This window comes from Pseudomonas sp. NFACC13-1, from assembly GCF_900104425.1.
Lineage (GTDB): Bacteria > Pseudomonadota > Gammaproteobacteria > Pseudomonadales > Pseudomonadaceae > Aquipseudomonas > Aquipseudomonas fluorescens_AA.
Map to the genome: position 1 here is coordinate 309,768 of NZ_FMXV01000006.1, position 15,655 is coordinate 325,422.

The 15,655-nt window shown below is 61.9% G+C and carries 17 protein-coding genes; 6 read left to right on the forward strand and 11 right to left on the reverse strand.

Annotated elements, in window-relative coordinates:
- Nucleotides 1-153 precede the first annotated feature (153 nt).
- From BLQ55_RS11280 to cmoB, 4 genes are all read left to right on the forward strand, one after another.
- Entirely contained in the window at nt 154-546 is a 393-nt protein-coding gene (locus BLQ55_RS11280; RefSeq protein ID WP_092253848.1) for a protease inhibitor I42 family protein, read from the forward strand.
- A 2-nt stretch (nt 547-548) separates the two neighbouring features.
- Nucleotides 549-1,184, forward strand: a complete 636-nt coding sequence (locus tag BLQ55_RS11285) for a lysoplasmalogenase (RefSeq protein WP_092253850.1) — start codon at nt 549-551, stop codon at nt 1,182-1,184.
- Between the two features lie 152 nt (nt 1,185-1,336).
- Nucleotides 1,337-2,080, forward strand: coding sequence for a carboxy-S-adenosyl-L-methionine synthase CmoA (cmoA, locus tag BLQ55_RS11290; protein ID WP_092253852.1), 744 nt, complete (start codon nt 1,337-1,339; stop codon nt 2,078-2,080).
- On the forward strand, nt 2,077-3,033 hold the full coding sequence (cmoB, locus tag BLQ55_RS11295; protein WP_092202327.1) for a tRNA 5-methoxyuridine(34)/uridine 5-oxyacetic acid(34) synthase CmoB: 957 nt from the start codon (nt 2,077-2,079) through the stop codon (nt 3,031-3,033). Before cmoA ends, cmoB begins: the two co-directional genes overlap by 4 nt.
- A gap of 127 nt (nt 3,034-3,160) precedes the next feature.
- Here cmoB and tadA read toward each other — a convergent pair whose 3' ends face one another.
- The 4 genes from tadA to BLQ55_RS11315 all read right to left on the reverse strand — a co-directional run bounded on the left by tadA (nt 3,161) and on the right by BLQ55_RS11315 (nt 6,653).
- Complete coding sequence (gene tadA, locus BLQ55_RS11300; protein ID WP_092202329.1) at nt 3,161-3,658, reverse strand: tRNA adenosine(34) deaminase TadA; 498 nt, start codon at nt 3,656-3,658, stop codon at nt 3,161-3,163.
- A complete protein-coding gene (locus BLQ55_RS11305; protein ID WP_092253854.1) occupies nt 3,658-5,034 on the reverse strand; it encodes a multicopper oxidase family protein in 1,377 nt (458 codons plus the stop codon). Before BLQ55_RS11305 ends, tadA begins: the two co-directional genes overlap by 1 nt.
- A gap of 196 nt (nt 5,035-5,230) precedes the next feature.
- A complete protein-coding gene (locus tag BLQ55_RS11310) occupies nt 5,231-5,620 on the reverse strand; it encodes a DUF6632 domain-containing protein (protein WP_092253856.1) in 390 nt (129 codons plus the stop codon).
- Between the two features lie 118 nt (nt 5,621-5,738).
- On the reverse strand, nt 5,739-6,653 hold the full coding sequence (locus tag BLQ55_RS11315; protein ID WP_092253858.1) for an SDR family oxidoreductase: 915 nt from the start codon (nt 6,651-6,653) through the stop codon (nt 5,739-5,741).
- A gap of 104 nt (nt 6,654-6,757) precedes the next feature.
- On the opposite strand from BLQ55_RS11315, the gene BLQ55_RS11320 reads away from it, so the two are divergent.
- A complete protein-coding gene (locus BLQ55_RS11320) occupies nt 6,758-7,369 on the forward strand; it encodes a TetR/AcrR family transcriptional regulator (RefSeq protein WP_092253860.1) in 612 nt (203 codons plus the stop codon).
- A gap of 320 nt (nt 7,370-7,689) precedes the next feature.
- Here the strand turns inward: BLQ55_RS11320 and BLQ55_RS11330 are convergent, their stop codons facing one another.
- Nucleotides 7,690-8,553 carry a class I SAM-dependent methyltransferase gene (locus BLQ55_RS11330; RefSeq protein ID WP_092253862.1) on the reverse strand — a complete coding sequence of 288 codons (864 nt, stop codon included), beginning with the start codon at nt 8,551-8,553 and terminating at the stop codon, nt 7,690-7,692.
- Between the two features lie 34 nt (nt 8,554-8,587).
- Nucleotides 8,588-9,481 carry an NAD(P)/FAD-dependent oxidoreductase gene (locus BLQ55_RS11335; RefSeq protein ID WP_092253864.1) on the reverse strand — a complete coding sequence of 298 codons (894 nt, stop codon included), beginning with the start codon at nt 9,479-9,481 and terminating at the stop codon, nt 8,588-8,590.
- A gap of 105 nt (nt 9,482-9,586) precedes the next feature.
- Here BLQ55_RS11335 and BLQ55_RS11340 point away from each other — a divergent pair, with 105 nt between their 5' ends.
- Entirely contained in the window at nt 9,587-10,216 is a 630-nt protein-coding gene (locus tag BLQ55_RS11340; protein ID WP_092253866.1) for a TetR/AcrR family transcriptional regulator, read from the forward strand.
- A 183-nt stretch (nt 10,217-10,399) separates the two neighbouring features.
- On the opposite strand, the gene guaA is transcribed toward BLQ55_RS11340, so the two are convergent.
- The 5 genes from guaA to BLQ55_RS11365 form a co-directional block, all read right to left on the reverse strand.
- On the reverse strand, nt 10,400-11,977 hold the full coding sequence (guaA, locus tag BLQ55_RS11345) for a glutamine-hydrolyzing GMP synthase (protein ID WP_072408106.1): 1,578 nt from the start codon (nt 11,975-11,977) through the stop codon (nt 10,400-10,402).
- A 79-nt stretch (nt 11,978-12,056) separates the two neighbouring features.
- Nucleotides 12,057-13,526 (reverse strand): IMP dehydrogenase, encoded by a 1,470-nt coding sequence (guaB, locus tag BLQ55_RS11350; protein WP_060739079.1) that lies wholly within the window; start codon nt 13,524-13,526, stop codon nt 12,057-12,059.
- A 244-nt stretch (nt 13,527-13,770) separates the two neighbouring features.
- Entirely contained in the window at nt 13,771-14,319 is a 549-nt protein-coding gene (locus tag BLQ55_RS11355; protein ID WP_092202343.1) for a sugar ABC transporter ATPase, read from the reverse strand.
- A 66-nt stretch (nt 14,320-14,385) separates the two neighbouring features.
- A complete protein-coding gene (locus BLQ55_RS11360) occupies nt 14,386-15,153 on the reverse strand; it encodes a sulfite exporter TauE/SafE family protein (RefSeq protein WP_092253868.1) in 768 nt (255 codons plus the stop codon).
- Nucleotides 15,154-15,317: 164 nt separating this feature from the next.
- The coding region (locus BLQ55_RS11365) for a transposase (RefSeq protein ID WP_143011719.1) at nt 15,318-15,655 on the reverse strand (338 nt) is incomplete at its 5' end.

Below are 15,655 nucleotides of genomic sequence, written 5' to 3' on the forward strand. Positions count from 1 at the left end.
TGGATCACAAATGCTGTGAACACCACAAATCCCCTGTGGGAGCGAGCTTGCTCGCGATGGCGCCATCAGCAACAACACATCCCCACCTGACACACCCAGTAGCATCTTCGGTTATGCTCGCCGTTCGTCGTGAATGCCGGAGCCTTTGCCCATATGTCCCTCACTCGCCTGCTCGCCCCCCTCAGCCTTGCCCTGCTGAGCGCCTGCGCCACGCAAACCAGCAACAACGTGACCGTGGAAAAACTGAGCCAGTGCCCCATAAGGCTCAATAACGGACAGAACCTGATCCTGAGCCTGCCCAGCAACCCCAGCACCGGTTATCGCTGGGCGATCCAGGATTCGGCCGGTGGCGTGTTGAAGGGCTTGGGGCCGGAGGTTTATCGCAATCCAGAAGACGCCGGCATCGTTGGCGCCGCGGGGGTCTCGACCTGGCGCTTCCAGGCGTTCAGCGCCGGCACCGGGCGCTTGCGCCTGACTTATCAACAGCCTTGGGCGCCGGAAGTGCCGCCCGTGGAAACCTTTGACTGCGCTATCGCGGTGAACTGACCGTGGGTTGGCTGATCCTCGCACTGATGGGTGCGGCCACCTACCTGTACGGCCTGGCCATGCATGCCACGCTGCTGTGCCTGCTGGTCAAGCCCATGCCGGTGCTGGCCCTGCTCGGCTGGCTGCACGATGCGCCGCCCAGCGAATATCGGCGCTGGATCAGCCTCGGGCTGATTTTCTCACTGGTGGGCGATGTGGTGCTGGCTTGGCCGGGAGACCTGTTCGTGTTCGGCCTTGGTGCGTTTCTGCTGGCGCACCTGGCCTACCTGAAAGCCTACCTCAGCGACTGCCGCCGACCAGCGCTGCTGCCCTTGGCCCTGGCCTTGGGCATCGGCGCGGCGCTCCTGGCAATCCTGGTGTCGAGCGGTCTCGGGCCGTTGCTGGTGCCGGTGGTGATCTACGGCCTGGTCATCAGCGCCATGCTCTGGCGAGCGCTGGCACGACTGGGCACCGACGTGCCCAAGCGTTCGGCGTGGCTGGCCGCTGCCGGGGCGCTGGCGTTTGTGTTTTCCGACAGCCTCATCGGCATCAACCGGTTCGTGCAACCCTTCCATGCCGCGCCTTACCTGATCATCGTCAGTTATTGGCTGGGCCAATGGGGCATTACCGCGTCGGCGTTCGCCCAAAAGCCACACTGAGCCAAATAATGTGGGAGCGAGCTTGCTCGCGATAGCGGTCTGTCAGTCAACATTATGGCCGGCTGAACCATCGCCATCGCGAGCAAGCTCGCTCCCACTGGTTTTTTGGTTAAAATGCCGGCCTTTTCACCACCCATGCCGCTGGAACCGCCGTGAGCAAAGACCCTGATCGCCTATTCGCCCAACCCCTGGCCCAAGTGCCGGACTTCGCCTTCAACGAGGACGTGGTGCGGGTGTTTCCGGACATGATCAAGCGTTCGGTGCCGGGTTACCCGACCATCGTCGAAAACCTCGGCGTGCTCGCCGCGCAATTCGCCCAGCCGGGCAGCGTGCTCTACGATCTCGGCTCGTCCCTGGGCGCGGTGACCCAGGCCCTGCGCCGCCATGTGCGCACCGACGGTTGCCGGGTGATCGCGGTGGATAACTCGACGGCCATGGTCGAGCGCTGCCGTGAATACCTCAACGGCCAGGACTCGATGTTCCAGGAGCTGCTGCCGGTGGAAGTGATCGAAGGCGACATCCTCGCCCTGACGTTCCAGCCAGCCTCAGTAGTGGCACTGAATTTCACCCTGCAATTCATCGCGCCGGACCAGCGCACCGCCCTGTTGAGCCGCATCCGCCAGTCCCTGCTGCCGGGTGGCGCCCTGATCCTGTCGGAAAAACTGCGTTTCAACGATGCAGAGGAACACGCCCTGCTCACCGACCTGCACGTGGCGTTCAAGCGCGCCAACGGCTACAGCGAGCTGGAGATTGCCCAGAAACGCAGCGCCATCGAAAACGTCATGAAGCCCGACAGCCTCGAAGAGCACCGCGAGCGCCTCTTGGCGGCCGGCTTCTCGAAAGTCGTGCCATGGTTCCAGTGTCTTAACTTCGCCTCGTTGATTGCCCTGCCATGATCGATTTGTCCCCCCTCGCCCGCCATCTGGCCGGCACGCCCCTGGCCGATTGGGCCGCGACGCTGCAGACGCAACTCGACAGCAAAATGGAAAAGGGCCACGGCGACCTGGAACGTTGGCAAAGCGCCCTCGATGCACTGCCGGTTTTGCAACCCACCACCGTCGACCTGCTGAACGGCCTGACGCTCGACACCGATTGTTCCGATGAAGCCCGTGGGCAAATGCGTACCGCGTTGATGGGCCTGTCACCCTGGCGCAAAGGGCCTTTCGACCTGTTCGGCGTGCACGTGGACACCGAATGGCGCTCGGACTGGAAGTGGTCGCGGGTGGCTCCGCACCTGGATCTTGCGGGCAAGCGCATCCTCGATGTGGGCTGCGGCAACGGCTACTACATGTGGCGCATGCTCGGCGCCGGGGCGGACACGGTGATCGGCGTCGACCCCAACTGGCTGTTCTTCTGCCAGTTCCAGGCGGTACAACGCTACCTGTCGCAGCCCAACGCCTGGCATCTGCCATTCCCCTTCGAGGCCCTGCCAGCGGAACTGGAAGGCTTCGACACGGTGTTTTCCATGGGCGTGTTCTACCATCGCCGCTCGCCGATCGAACACTTGCTCGCCCTGAAGGATTGCCTGGTCAAGGGCGGCGAACTGGTGCTGGAAACCCTGGTGATCGAAGGCGACGAACACCAGGTGCTGGTGCCCGAGGACCGCTACGCGCAGATGCGCAACGTGTGGTTCCTGCCATCGGTCCCGGCCCTGGAACGCTGGCTGCGCCGCGCGGGGTTCAGGGACGTGCGTTGCGTGGACGTGAGCCTGACGACCGTGGAAGAACAGCGCAGCACCGAGTGGATGAAGTATCAGTCATTGAGTGATTTCCTCGACCCTGCCGACCACAGCAAGACCATCGAAGGGCTGCCGGCACCGATGCGGGCGGTGATTGTGGCGCGTAAATAATTAGCCCACACACCACAACCCCTGTGGGAGCGAGCTTGCTCGCGATGACGGACGGTCATCAGTTAAGACAGATGTTGACTCACCCACCGCTATCGCGAGCAAGCTCGCTCCCACAAGGGCTCGGTGTTCAGTCCGGGGCTTTGGCTCTTCGGGCCTTGAAGAACTCACTCAGCACCGTACTGCACTCCTCGGCCAACACCCCGCCCTCGAACATCACCCGATGGTTCAGGAAATCCTGGCTGAAAAACTGCCCCTGGCTCTGCACGATGCCAGCCTTGGGCTCCAGGGCGCCGTAGACGACCCGGGCGATGCGCGAGTGGACGATGAGGCCGGCGCACATGCTGCATGGCTCCAGCGTCACATACAGGGTGCTGCCGGGCAGACGATAATTGCTCACTGCCTGGGCAGCGGCGCGGATGGCGACCATTTCCGCATGGGCGCTGGGATCGTGGCCGCTGATCGGGCAGTTGAAGCCGCGCCCGATGATCTCGCCGTCCTGCACCAGCACCGCGCCCACCGGCACTTCGCCCAGGGCGGCGCCTTGGGCGGCAAGGGCCAGGGCTTCGCGCATGAAGTCCTGGTCGCGGCTACGGTCGATGATTCTGGCGGGGCGAATCTGGCGCATCACGCCACCTCGATGGCGGCCATCAGGCCGGTTTCCATGTGGTCGATCACATGGCAGTGGAACATCCACACCCCTGGATTATCCGCCACCAGCGCCACCTGCGCCCGTTCGTTCTTGCCCAGCAAGTAAGTGTCAGTGAAATACGGCACGACCTTGTGCCGGTTCGACGCGATCACCTTGAAGCTCATGCCGTGCAAATGGATCGGATGCTGGTACTGGGTCATGTTCTTCAATTCGAAAATGTAGCTCTGGCCTTTCTTCAGCGTGGCGATCGGCCGGTCGGCGCAGGTCTTGTCGGTGATGTCCCAGGCCTTGCCGTTGATCTGCCACAGGCTCGGCGGCTTGCCATTGTCGACATTGACCGACACCGAGCCGACCCATTCGAAATTGAAGTTGAGCTTCTCGGCATTGGCCAGGTCCGGCTCGGACACCGGGTTGGCTGGCAGTGCCGGCGGCCACTGGGTCGGGGCGTTACTGTTGGGCACCGAACGCAAGGTGCCCAGGCGCACCGGGCCATTGCGCAACGACAATTCCTCGCCGGCCGGCGGCGCCTTGATCGCCAGGCAAATGCGCATGCCCGGGCCCAGCCAGTATTCCTTGCCCAGCGGGCGCGGTTCGATGGGGTTGCCGTCCAGCGCATAGATCTGCGCTTCAACGCCAGGGATGTTGATACGGTAAGTCAGGGTGTTGTCGAGGTTGAGCAAACGCACCCGGGTGATCTGCCCGGCCGGCAGGTCGATCACCGCCTGCGGCACACCGTTGATGGTCGCCAGCCGCCCGGCCGTGCCGCCACGGGCCGCTTCACGGGGAATGCTGAACTCCACGAACTGGCCTTGCTCGTCCACATGCCAGCTTTTGAGGCTCAGGGTCTGTTCGTACTTGAAGCCAGTCGGCTCACGTTCCTCGACGATCAGCGGCCCTACCAGCCCACGCCCGAGCTCTTCGCTGCTGTTGACGTGGGGGTGGTACCAGTAACTGCCGGCGTCCGGCACACGGAATTTGTAGTCGAAATACTCGCCCGGCAGCACCGGCAGTTGCGAGACATACGGCACGCCGTCCATCTCCAGCGGCAAACGGATACCGTGCCAGTGGATGGTGGTGGCGACCGGCAGGTGATTGATGAAGCGCACCCGCAACCACTCGCCCTGGCGCACCCGCAGCTCGGTGCCCGGCGCCGAAGGGCCGAACGCCCAGGCCTGGGTCTTGTGCCCGGCCACCAGTTCCACGTCCAGGGGCGCGGCGATCAATTCATAGTCGTGGCCGGCTTCGGCGTCGGCTCGCTTGCCCAGCCAATACCGCGACGCGCCGCCTGCACCCACACCAACGACAACAAGACCGGCCAGGCCACCGAGTATTTGGCGACGGGTAAAGGACATGAACGCAACCACCTATTGAATCCGCGCGAACCGTTGGGCCCGCAAAAGGCGAATACGATACACCCGCAGATGAGAAACAGTAAGGCCAGCGAAAATGAAAAAAACAAAATGAAAATGCCCTGGGGAAGTTATCCACAGGGCATTTTTTCGTGCACATCGAAGCAAGCCTTTTCGACAGGATCAATCCATTCGCTGGTTATGCATGGCTGCGCCGCGGCGTGAAGAAGGCTAACGCCGCCGCGACGACGAACAACGCGGGCACGTCGCCCACCAGATGGCCGATGTGGCTTGCCCCGTCCATCTCGCCGAAGGACTGCACGGCCATGATTGCACCGTGCACGACGCTCGACCACACGGTGAACCAGATCAGGCTCAGATGCTTCATCGGATCGCGCGACGCCATCAGCAAGAACACACCGAGCGTCGCGTAGATGCCGACGATCATCAGCGGGTACTGGGAATGGCCGCTGTGCCACGCCCAGCCGGACGGCCACAGGATCATCAGCGGCCAGATCGCGAATATGGCGATCAGACCGACGACGATCAAAACGATGCGCAAGGCGGCCAGTTTCTGAGTGTCATTCATGGCAGGCTCCTTATTGCGACCTCTCATCGTCGCAATGGGTGCCAAGAGTATAGAACGCATCTAGCCTCACCGACCCAGTACAGGCCGTTCGACGACAACGTATTTGTACATGGCTGGTTTACCGAAAGACCGCTTCCGTAAGCCCTTGCGACTCAATCCACAGCCTCGCAGCGACGCTCGTGTCCAGTGCTTGCGCAGGAACCTTGGCAATGGCCGGATAGCCGCGTGTTTCGCCGAGCCTGTCCGGGCCGTAATAGGCACCGCCTTGAGCCTGCGGTGACGTCGCGGCGAAGAGGGTCGGCAACGCCCCCTGCTCTGCCGGCTGGAACAGGAACCACATGTAACGGCGAGCCATACCCGGAATGCTCCGTGCGCCGGCGCCATTGGGCAACAGATCGGTGCGCGAAATGCCAGGATGGGCAGCGATGCTCTGGATGCCCCAGTCCGCAGCATCGCTGCGGCGTTGCAATTCAAGGGCGAACATCAGGCAAGCGAGTTTCGATTGGCTGTAAACCGGCATCGGCTTGTAGCTGCGCTGAGCTTGCAGATCATCGAAGTTGATCGTGCCGCTTCGGGCGGCGACGCTTGAAAGACTGACCACCCGTGGCTTGTTGCCTTTGCGCAGCAGCGGCAGCAGCTGGGCGGTCAAGGCGAAGTGCCCCAGATAGTTCGTGCCGAACTGCAACTCGAATCCGTCGCAAGTTACCTGACGCTTGGGCGGCGCCATCACTGCCGCGTTGTTGATCAGCAAGTCCAGGCTGTCGCGCGAACTCCGCAGACGCTCGCCGAACGACTCGATGGATTCGAGGCTGGCAAGGTCCAGTGCCCCGAAAGTCACATTCGCGCCGGGAACCCTTTGGCGAATCTGATCGACTGCTGCGGCGCCTTTCGACGGATTTCGACCGGCGATGATGACATTCGCACCGGCACGGGCCAGCGCCAGTGCATCTTGCAAGCCAAGGCCGCCAGTACCGGTGACGACCGCCGTACGGCCGCGTTGGGAAGGGATGTCGGAAACTGTCCAGTGGGTCATGATCCTTGCCTGCCGAGAAGTAGGAATATACACTAGGTGCATATAAATATGCACTAAGTGCTAACTCTGCTGCACTTAGTGCAGAAATGCAATAGGCCATCGGAATGTCAGAATCCTTCCCTCCCGCAGATGCAGCACCCACAGAAGGCTTGCGGGAAAGCAAGCGCCGCGAAACACGCCAGCGCATCGCCGAGGCCGGCCAGCGCTTGTTCCTCGCCAACGGTTACGAAGGCACAACGCTGGACACCATCGCGGCAGCGGCTGGCATCTCGCGCCGCACGTTTTTCTCGTACTTCAAATCGAAGGACGACATCATCTTGTTCTGGCAGGACGCCGATTCGGCCAGGCTGATTGCCGATCTGCTGAAGACATCGCCCGATGTACCGCCACTCGATGCTGTTCGCGATGTGATGGTCAAGCACATCGCGCGCTATACGACCGAGCAGATGACAGCCGTGGACAATCTCATGCGTTCGAGCGAATCGCTTCTTGCGCGCAAGCAGGCGTACTACGCGGAACAGGAACAAGCGCTGTTCAACACGCTGTGTGAGGTCTGGCGGCAGCCTGAGCGACGGTTGGCCCTTCGGATGGTGGCTGTGGTGTCCGTCGGTGCGATGAGGCTCGCGCTCCAGGCGTGGCGGGATCAGACCGGCCAGCGAAAGCCGGTGGCCAAATTCCTGCAGGACGCCTTTGACAGTTTGAAAACAGAGCTTTGACTGTAGCGACGGGGCGTTTGCGGGTGGACATTGATACCGGACCGAGGAGACGCCAGGAAAGCGCTCAAATCGGCCCACTGGAATTCCTCCCAGCCAACCCATGACGATTTTCTTGCCGCCCTCGTAATCCGTTCCGGCCGAGCCGCCAGTATCGACCAGCCCTCCTCGGGGCGTTCATCGACTGTCTCCTGGATCGCAAACCGTTCGATCGGTTCTAGGGCAAGCGTCTTGGACCCGGTTTGAAGTTGTGCCGTGCGGTGTCGGTAAGCATCGAGGTTTTTCCTCCGATTCATGACGGCTTTCACCGCCAGGAATCCCTGTCAGCTTGCCGGATTGCGTGCCGTGACGATCCACGCCGCGCCGTCGATCATCACCGACCGCTCGCCGGGAAGGCCCGCGAAGGCGGCACGAACCGCGGCCCAGGCGCGGGCGCGGATGTCGTCGGGCTGGTCAGCGAGCACAAGCGACAGCGGGCCGCCCTCGAACGCCATCTTCACCGCGTCGTCGATCGCCTCGTCCCGCGTCCCGCCCTCACCGAACGGGATAGAAGCATCGAAGGGCGCGATAGCGATATCGGTGAAGCCGGCCGCCGTCAGGATGCGTGTCACCCGCCCCCGGTCGCCGAACGAGAATGGGCCGGGCGCTTCGGGACCGGGCGGCGCGGACATTGGGACAATGCCCTTGAGCGCGCCCATCGGCAGGCGCACCCAATCGTTCTCGGCCACGCCGCGCCAGCAGACGAAAGCGACCCGCCCGCCCGGCCGGAGCGCGCGTCGCATATGGGTGAAGGCTCCTGTCGGATCGTCGAAGAACATGACTCCGAAGCGCGAGAACAGGATGTCGAACGCGCCCTCGGGCAGCTCGGCGCGGCTGGCGTCGGCTACCCGGAACAGGGCCGGCGTATCCTGTGGCGCCAGTGCGCGCGCTCGGCCGATCAGCGGTTCGGAGATATCCACGCCCAGCACATGGCCGCCCGCGCCGACGCGGCCAGCCAGCTCCAGACTCGACGCGCCCGCGCCGCAGCCGACGTCCAGCACGCGTTCGCCCATGGCGGGCGCGGCGGCTTCGATCGCGGCCTGGCCAAACACCGCAAACATGGCGTCGAGCCGGGCCTGGTTGGCAGCCCAGTACTCACCGCTTTGGCCATTCCAGTCGGCGACCTGATAGGCTTTTTGCTCTGTCATGTTATCTCAGTCCTGATCGTTGGAATCTGTGCCATCAAACCAGCATCGACTGCTGGGCGGAGATGCCCGCCGTCGCGCCTTGCCATGATGCCGTGGTGACCGAGGGCATTGCGGGGTTGGCGAGGTCGCCAGCGGCGTAGATGCCGGGCACGCTGGTTTCGCGGCGCTCGTCGACCTTGAGGACGATGCCCTGGGGCGTATCGACCGTGGCGAGACCCAGCGATTCATGCAGGCGTGCGGACGGTTTGTTGCGCGGATGCGCGAACAGGATGTCGACCGCGACAGAGGGGCCGGCGTCGAGCCTGACGGTGGCGTTATGGCTCTCGTCATGGTCGATTTCGGTGACCCGGCCATCGACGACAGGGATGCCACGGCGAGCCAGATCGGCCCGGATGTCGGGTGGAATGTCGTGACCATTGGCGAAGACCGTCAATGTGTCGGTCCAATCGTGGTACAGCCTGACGTAGTTGTGCGACATTGGGCCGGACCAGACGAGGCCCCAATGCCGGCCGGCAACTTCAAAGCCGTCGCAATAGGGGCAAGGCACGATGGAGGTGCCCCAACCTTCGGCAAAGCCGGGAAGTTCAGGCATCTGGTCGGCGACGCCATAGCTCAGAATCAGGCGGCGCGCCCTGAGGGTTTCGCCCTCGCTCGTGAGGACGGAGAAATCGTCGATGGCGCCGGAGACGCTCTCGGCCCGGGCAGTGACCAGCTGGATCATGGGATAACGCGCCAGCTGCTGCCGCGCCTCGGCCAGGATCTCCAGCGGTGGCTTGTGGTCGTGGCCGAGCAGGCCATGGGAGTGGTCGGCGAAGCGATTGCGCGGCAGGCCGGTATCGAGGACGGTGACCTTGCGGCGGGCACGGCCGAGCTGCAAGGCGGCGGCAAGACCGGCAAAACTGCCGCCGATGATGATGACATCATTCATGGTGATGGGCTCCGTTTATGGATGGAGGGAGATTGGTTTGTACTTTAAGATACTTTGAAGTACCATAATTCAAGAATTAGAATACTGTCAAGTACTGGAATTTTTATGACCGAAAACAGCCAGGCCCGTCGCGGCCGGCCCGCCAACGAGGCACTTGGCCAAACGATAGTCGACGCCGCGGGCGAACTTTTTGTGGAATTGGGTTTTCAAGCGACGACAATGGACAAGGTCGCCCAGCGGGCGAAGATATCCAAGCTCAGCATCTATCGGCACTTCGAGAACAAGGAGGCGCTGTTCAGTGCGGCCATTGCGGCCCACTGCCAGCAGTTTGCACCAAAGGCCCTTTTTGCAGGCGTCGACGGTTCAGCCGAAGATCAGCTCATGGCGGTGGGAACAACCTTGCTTCGCACGCTATTGAGTCCGGACGTGCGCAGTGTCGAAGCCATGATCATGGCCGACAAGACGAATCAAAAGTCGTTAAGCAAGCGCCAATACGAAGCCGGTCCCGCCTATGTCATTGCCCAGATCGAGGCCCTGTTGCGTCAGTTGCACGCGAAGGCGGTTCTGAACGTGCCCGATCCTCTGCGGTCCGCCCGTTTGTTTGCCGCGCTTTTCAAAGGATCCGATCTCCTGATAATCGCGCGCTTCGATGAGGCCAGAGCAGAGGACGACAACGAAATCGAATCCTATTGCCGGGCGGCCGTCGCCATGTTCATCGCCGCGCACGAAAAATAACACCATCGAGCACCCAGCAGGGCATTTGGCTCAGCCAATGCCCCGTACCACACCGCATAAACACGGTCTCAGCGATGCACAAAGCGGCCAGAACTTGCCAGGCCAAAAAAGCCAAAAGCCCGCAATTACGCGGGCTTCAGGACATTTCTTGCTAGAGGGTGCCGGACAATGCCGGACGCCCCATCATTCCCACTCAATCGTCGCTGGCGGCTTGCTCGACACGTCATAAGTGACGCGGGAAATACCTTCGATCTCATTGATGATCCGACCGGAAACAGTCTCCAGCAGCTCATAGGGCAGGTGTGCCCAGCGAGCGGTCATGAAGTCGATGGTCTCCACTGCACGCAGGGCCACGACCCAGGCGTAACGACGGCCATCGCCAACCACGCCCACCGATTTCACCGGCTGGAACACCACGAACGCCTGGCTGACCTTGTGGTACCAGTCGGCCTTGCGCAGTTCTTCGATGAAGATGTGGTCGGCGCGACGCAGCAGGTCGGCGTATTCCTTCTTCACTTCACCGAGGATCCGCACGCCCAGGCCCGGGCCCGGGAAGGGGTGGCGGTAGACCATGTCGTAGGGCAGGCCCAGTTCGAGACCGAGGCGACGCACTTCGTCCTTGAACAGTTCGCGCAGCGGCTCGACCAGCTTGAGGTTCATTTCCTCTGGCAGGCCACCGACGTTGTGGTGGGACTTGATCACGTGGGCCTTGCCGCTCTTGGCGCCGGCCGACTCGATCACGTCGGGGTAGATGGTGCCCTGGGCCAGGTACTTGATGTTGTCCAGCTTGCAGGATTCAGCATCGAACACGTCGATGAAGGTGCGGCCGATGATCTTGCGTTTCTTCTCCGGGTCGGACTCGCCGGCCAGGTTGTTCAGGAACTGCTCTTCGGCGTTGGCGCGGATCACCTTGACGCCCATGTTCTCGGCGAACATGGCCATCACTTGCTCGCCTTCGTGAAGACGCAGCAGGCCGTTGTCGACGAAGACGCAGGTCAGCTGGTCGCCGATGGCCTTGTGCAGCAATGCGGCAACCACCGAGGAGTCGACGCCGCCGGACAGGCCCAGCAGCACGTTGTCGGTGCCGACCTGGGCACGGACCTGGGCGATGGCGTCTTCAGCGATTTTCGACGGGGTCCACAGGGCTTCGCACCCGCAGATGTCGAGGATGAAACGTGACAGGATGCGGCCGCCCTGCTTGGTGTGGGTCACTTCAGGGTGGAACTGCACGCCGTAGTAACGGCGATCATCGTTGAACATGCCGGCAATCGGGCAGCTCGGGGTACTGGCCAGGATGTGGAAGTCTTCCGGCATCTTGGTGACCTTGTCGCCGTGGCTCATCCACACGTCCAGGCCGAACAGGCCGTCGGCGTCGATGTGGTCTTCGATGCCATCCAGCAGGCGGCTCTTGCCGACCACGTCGACGCGGGCATAACCGAACTCACGCAGGTCCGAACCTTCGACCTTGCCGCCCAGCTGTTCCGCCATGGTCTGCATGCCGTAGCAGATACCGAAGACCGGCACGCCCAGGTCGAACACCGCCTGCGGGCAGCGCGGGCTGTCGGCTTCGTGCACGGACTCGGGGCCGCCGGCGAGGATGACGCCTTTCGGAGCGAATTCGCGAATCGCTTCGTCATCCATGTCGAACGGATGCAGTTCGCAGTACACGCCGATTTCACGCACGCGGCGGGCGATCAGCTGGGTGTACTGGGAACCGAAGTCGAGGATCAGGATGCGGTGAGCGTGAATGTCGAGGGCCATGACTCATTCTCATGTAGTGAATCAGAAACAACTCGGGGCTGAATGAACAGCCCCGGTGATTAACGTTTTGCTGGAAGCCTTAACCTACGCGGTAGTTCGGCGCTTCCTTGGTGATCTGCACGTCGTGGACATGGGACTCGGCCATGCCAGCGCCGGTGATGCGCACGAATTCCGGCTTGGTACGCATCTCTTCGATGTCGGCGCTGCCGGTGTAGCCCATGGAGGAACGCAGGCCGCCCATCAGTTGATGGATGATGGCGCTCAGGGTGCCTTTGTACGGCACGCGACCTTCAATGCCTTCCGGCACCAGCTTCTCGGCACCCGCGGAGGAGTCCTGGAAGTAACGGTCGGAAGAGCCCTGGGCCTGGGACATGGCGCCCAGCGAACCCATGCCGCGATAAGCCTTGTAGCTACGGCCCTGGAACAGCTCGATCTCGCCCGGCGCTTCTTCGGTGCCGGCGAACATCGAACCCATCATCACGCAGTAGGCACCGGCGACGATGGCCTTGGACAGGTCACCGGAGAAGCGGATACCGCCGTCGGCGATCAACGGCACGCCCGTGCCTTCAAGGGCGGCGGCGACGTTGGCGATGGCGCTGATCTGCGGCACGCCGACACCGGCGACGATGCGGGTGGTGCAGATCGAGCCTGGGCCGATACCGACCTTGACCGCGTCGGCGCCGGCTTCGGCCAGGGCCTTGGCGGCTTCGCCGGTGGCGATGTTGCCGCCGATCACCTGCACGTCAGGGAAGTTCTGCTTGACCCAGCGAACGCGGTCGATCACGCCTTTGGAGTGACCGTGGGCGGTGTCGACCACCACCACGTCAACGCCGGCATTGACCAGGGCGGCGACGCGGTCGCCGGTGTCCTTGCCAGTGCCGACCGCAGCGCCGACGCGCAGACGACCCTGGTCGTCCTTGCTCGCCAGCGGGTAGGCCTTGGCTTTTTCGATGTCGTTGACGGTCATCATGCCCTTGAGGGCGAATTTGTCGTCGACGATCAGCACGCGCTCGATACGGTGCTTGTGCAGCAACTCGCGGACTTCGTCCTTGTTGGTGCCTTCCTTGACCGTGACCAGGCGCTCTTTAGGCGTCATCACTTGGCGGACGGAAGCATCGAGACGGTTCTCGAAACGTACGTCGCGGGAGGTGACGATGCCGACCAGGTCGCCATCATGCAGTACCGGAACGCCGGAGATGTTGTGCATGCGGGTCAGTTCGAACAGATCCCGGACCGTGGCGTCAGCCTCGATGGTGATCGGATCCTTGACCACGCCAGCCTCGAACCGCTTGACCTTGCGCACTTCGGCGGCCTGCTGTTCGATGGTCATGTTCTTGTGGATGATACCGATACCGCCTTCCTGGGCCATGGCAATGGCCAGACGGGCTTCGGTCACGGTGTCCATGGCGGCGGAAACCAGGGGGATATTCAGTTCGATGCCACGGGTGAGACGGGTTTTGAGACTGACTTCGTTAGGCAGTACTTCGGAATAACCGGGCACTAGGAGAATGTCGTCGAAGGTCAGAGCTTCTTGGCTGATACGCAGCATCGCGGGGGCTCCCGAGCGGGAAAATGGAAGCGCGCCATTATACTCATGGACCCTGTCTGGCTCAATGTAAAACTCTGTCTATTATTGGCGGGCTGATTGACGGGCTAAATCACTGACTGCATGCCAACCCATATTCCCTGTGGGAGCGAGCTTGCTCGCGATAGCGGCGTATCAGTCAACACCGTATCAACTGCCCCGACGCCATCGCGAGCAAGCTCGCTCCCACATTGGCTCATCGGCGCCCTTACAACTCCACCCGCACCCAACTCACCGGCTGATCGAGCCAATCGGCGAACTCATCGAGAAAGTCCTGCTTGAACCCCGCCTCCAGCCAGTTGTTGAAAATGAACCCCAGGTTGGAAAAGCCGCACGGCTGCAGGAACAAAAAACCATTGATGTCATCTTCATGGCCGCATTCGGGGCAGGTGAAGTTGTCGGTGCGCGCTGGCATCCAGTCTTCCAGGCTTTCGAACAACGCTTCACCGATTTCCTTGCGGCACTCGGCACAGCCGGCTTCTTCGAGAAAGCCCTTGGCCGGTGTATAGATGCAGCGCGTGGTGATGATCTCCAGGCCATTGATCGCTTCGCCGAACGGCAAGGCTTCGGGATGCAGGACCACCGCCCGTGCGCCAGGGGCGATGGCGTGGGCCATGCGATTGCCGGTGCGCCCGCAGGTGGTCAGTTGTTCTTCGACAATATTTTTGCGCACCAGCCAGCGCACGATCGCCCGGGCCCGGGGCTCGTGGACCGGCAGGGTGGAAATTTTCGGGACGATGATGCTTTGCGAATTCATGACGAGGCCTGGAGGTTCCCATGGGGGCGAATAAAGGCCGGCAGCTTAATCCCTGGCCGAGCCAGGTCAAGCACTCAGGTAACGCCCGATCAAGGCAATGCCGCTGGCGAGCACCAGCCAGGTCACCAAGCGCACGAACGCCTCGCGCGATAACCTCATGGTCAGGCGACGCCCCACCCACAGCCCCAGCGCCATGGCCGGCAACAAACACAGCGCCAGTACCAGCAAGGGTAGCTCGGCATACACACCCGCGACGATAAACAGGCTCAAGCGCACCACGGTGCTGCAACTGATCAAGGCACTTTGCGTGGCCCGGGCCGGGTCCTTGGGCAGACGGCTATTCAAGTAAATGGCATATAAAAAGCCGCCACTGCCAAACAACGCCCCGAACATCCCGCCCACCGTGCCCAGCGGAAACGCCCACCGCGATGACAGCTGCGTCGGCCGGGTTTTTATCGACAGGCTATAAACGGCATAGCTGCTGATGAACAGTCCCATCAACAGCAACAACAGGTCGGACTTGAGGTTGAGCAGGAAAACCACCCCCAGGGTGCAGCCCAGTGCCATGCACGGCAGCAACCGCAGCAGCTCCGGCCGGGACACATCCCGACGCGATGGCAACAGGTTGCCGAAGGCCGCGACAAAATCCAGCAGGACCAGCAGCGGGATGATCTTCGACAAGGGCATGAACAGCAGCAAGATGGGCGCGGCCACCAGCGCCGTGCCGAACCCGGCGATGCCGAACACGATGTAGGCCAGTGCGATGGCCAGGCCGATCACCAGCCATTCCAGGGGCGCAAATGCCCACTGGCCCAACCACGACAGAAGATTCATCCGGCACTTCCTTGATGACGAAGCGGCGACTTTAGCCAGATGTTTCGGAGCATATCCAGCATTTGTGGTGACAGGTCCACCGCTATCGCGAGCAAGCTCGCTCCCACAAATGGATCCCTGGTGTTCACAAAGCTTGCGACCACCCAAGATCCCTGTGGGAGATTCTATGTTGCAGGGCAACCCTGCAACATAGGCGTTGGCTGGTATTCGCTCTGATTTTTCATCAAGGCAAATGCCACTCGGCAGAGCTTGCGGGCTAGCACCACCAAGGCCTGGGTTTTTGAAAAGCCTCTCGCTAGGTACGACTCGTAAAATGGTTTCCATCTAGGCGAGCGGCACGCCGTCATTGCGGCGATATGAGCTAGTCGGCGTATTTCTGGATCCCCCTTCTTGGACAGGTATCGGGCGCCATTCTTTTTTCCAGAATCATCGACCCGCAAGTCCATCCCTAAAAAAGCGATAAACGCATCGCTGTCGGTAAAATCACCTCGCATAAAACTGG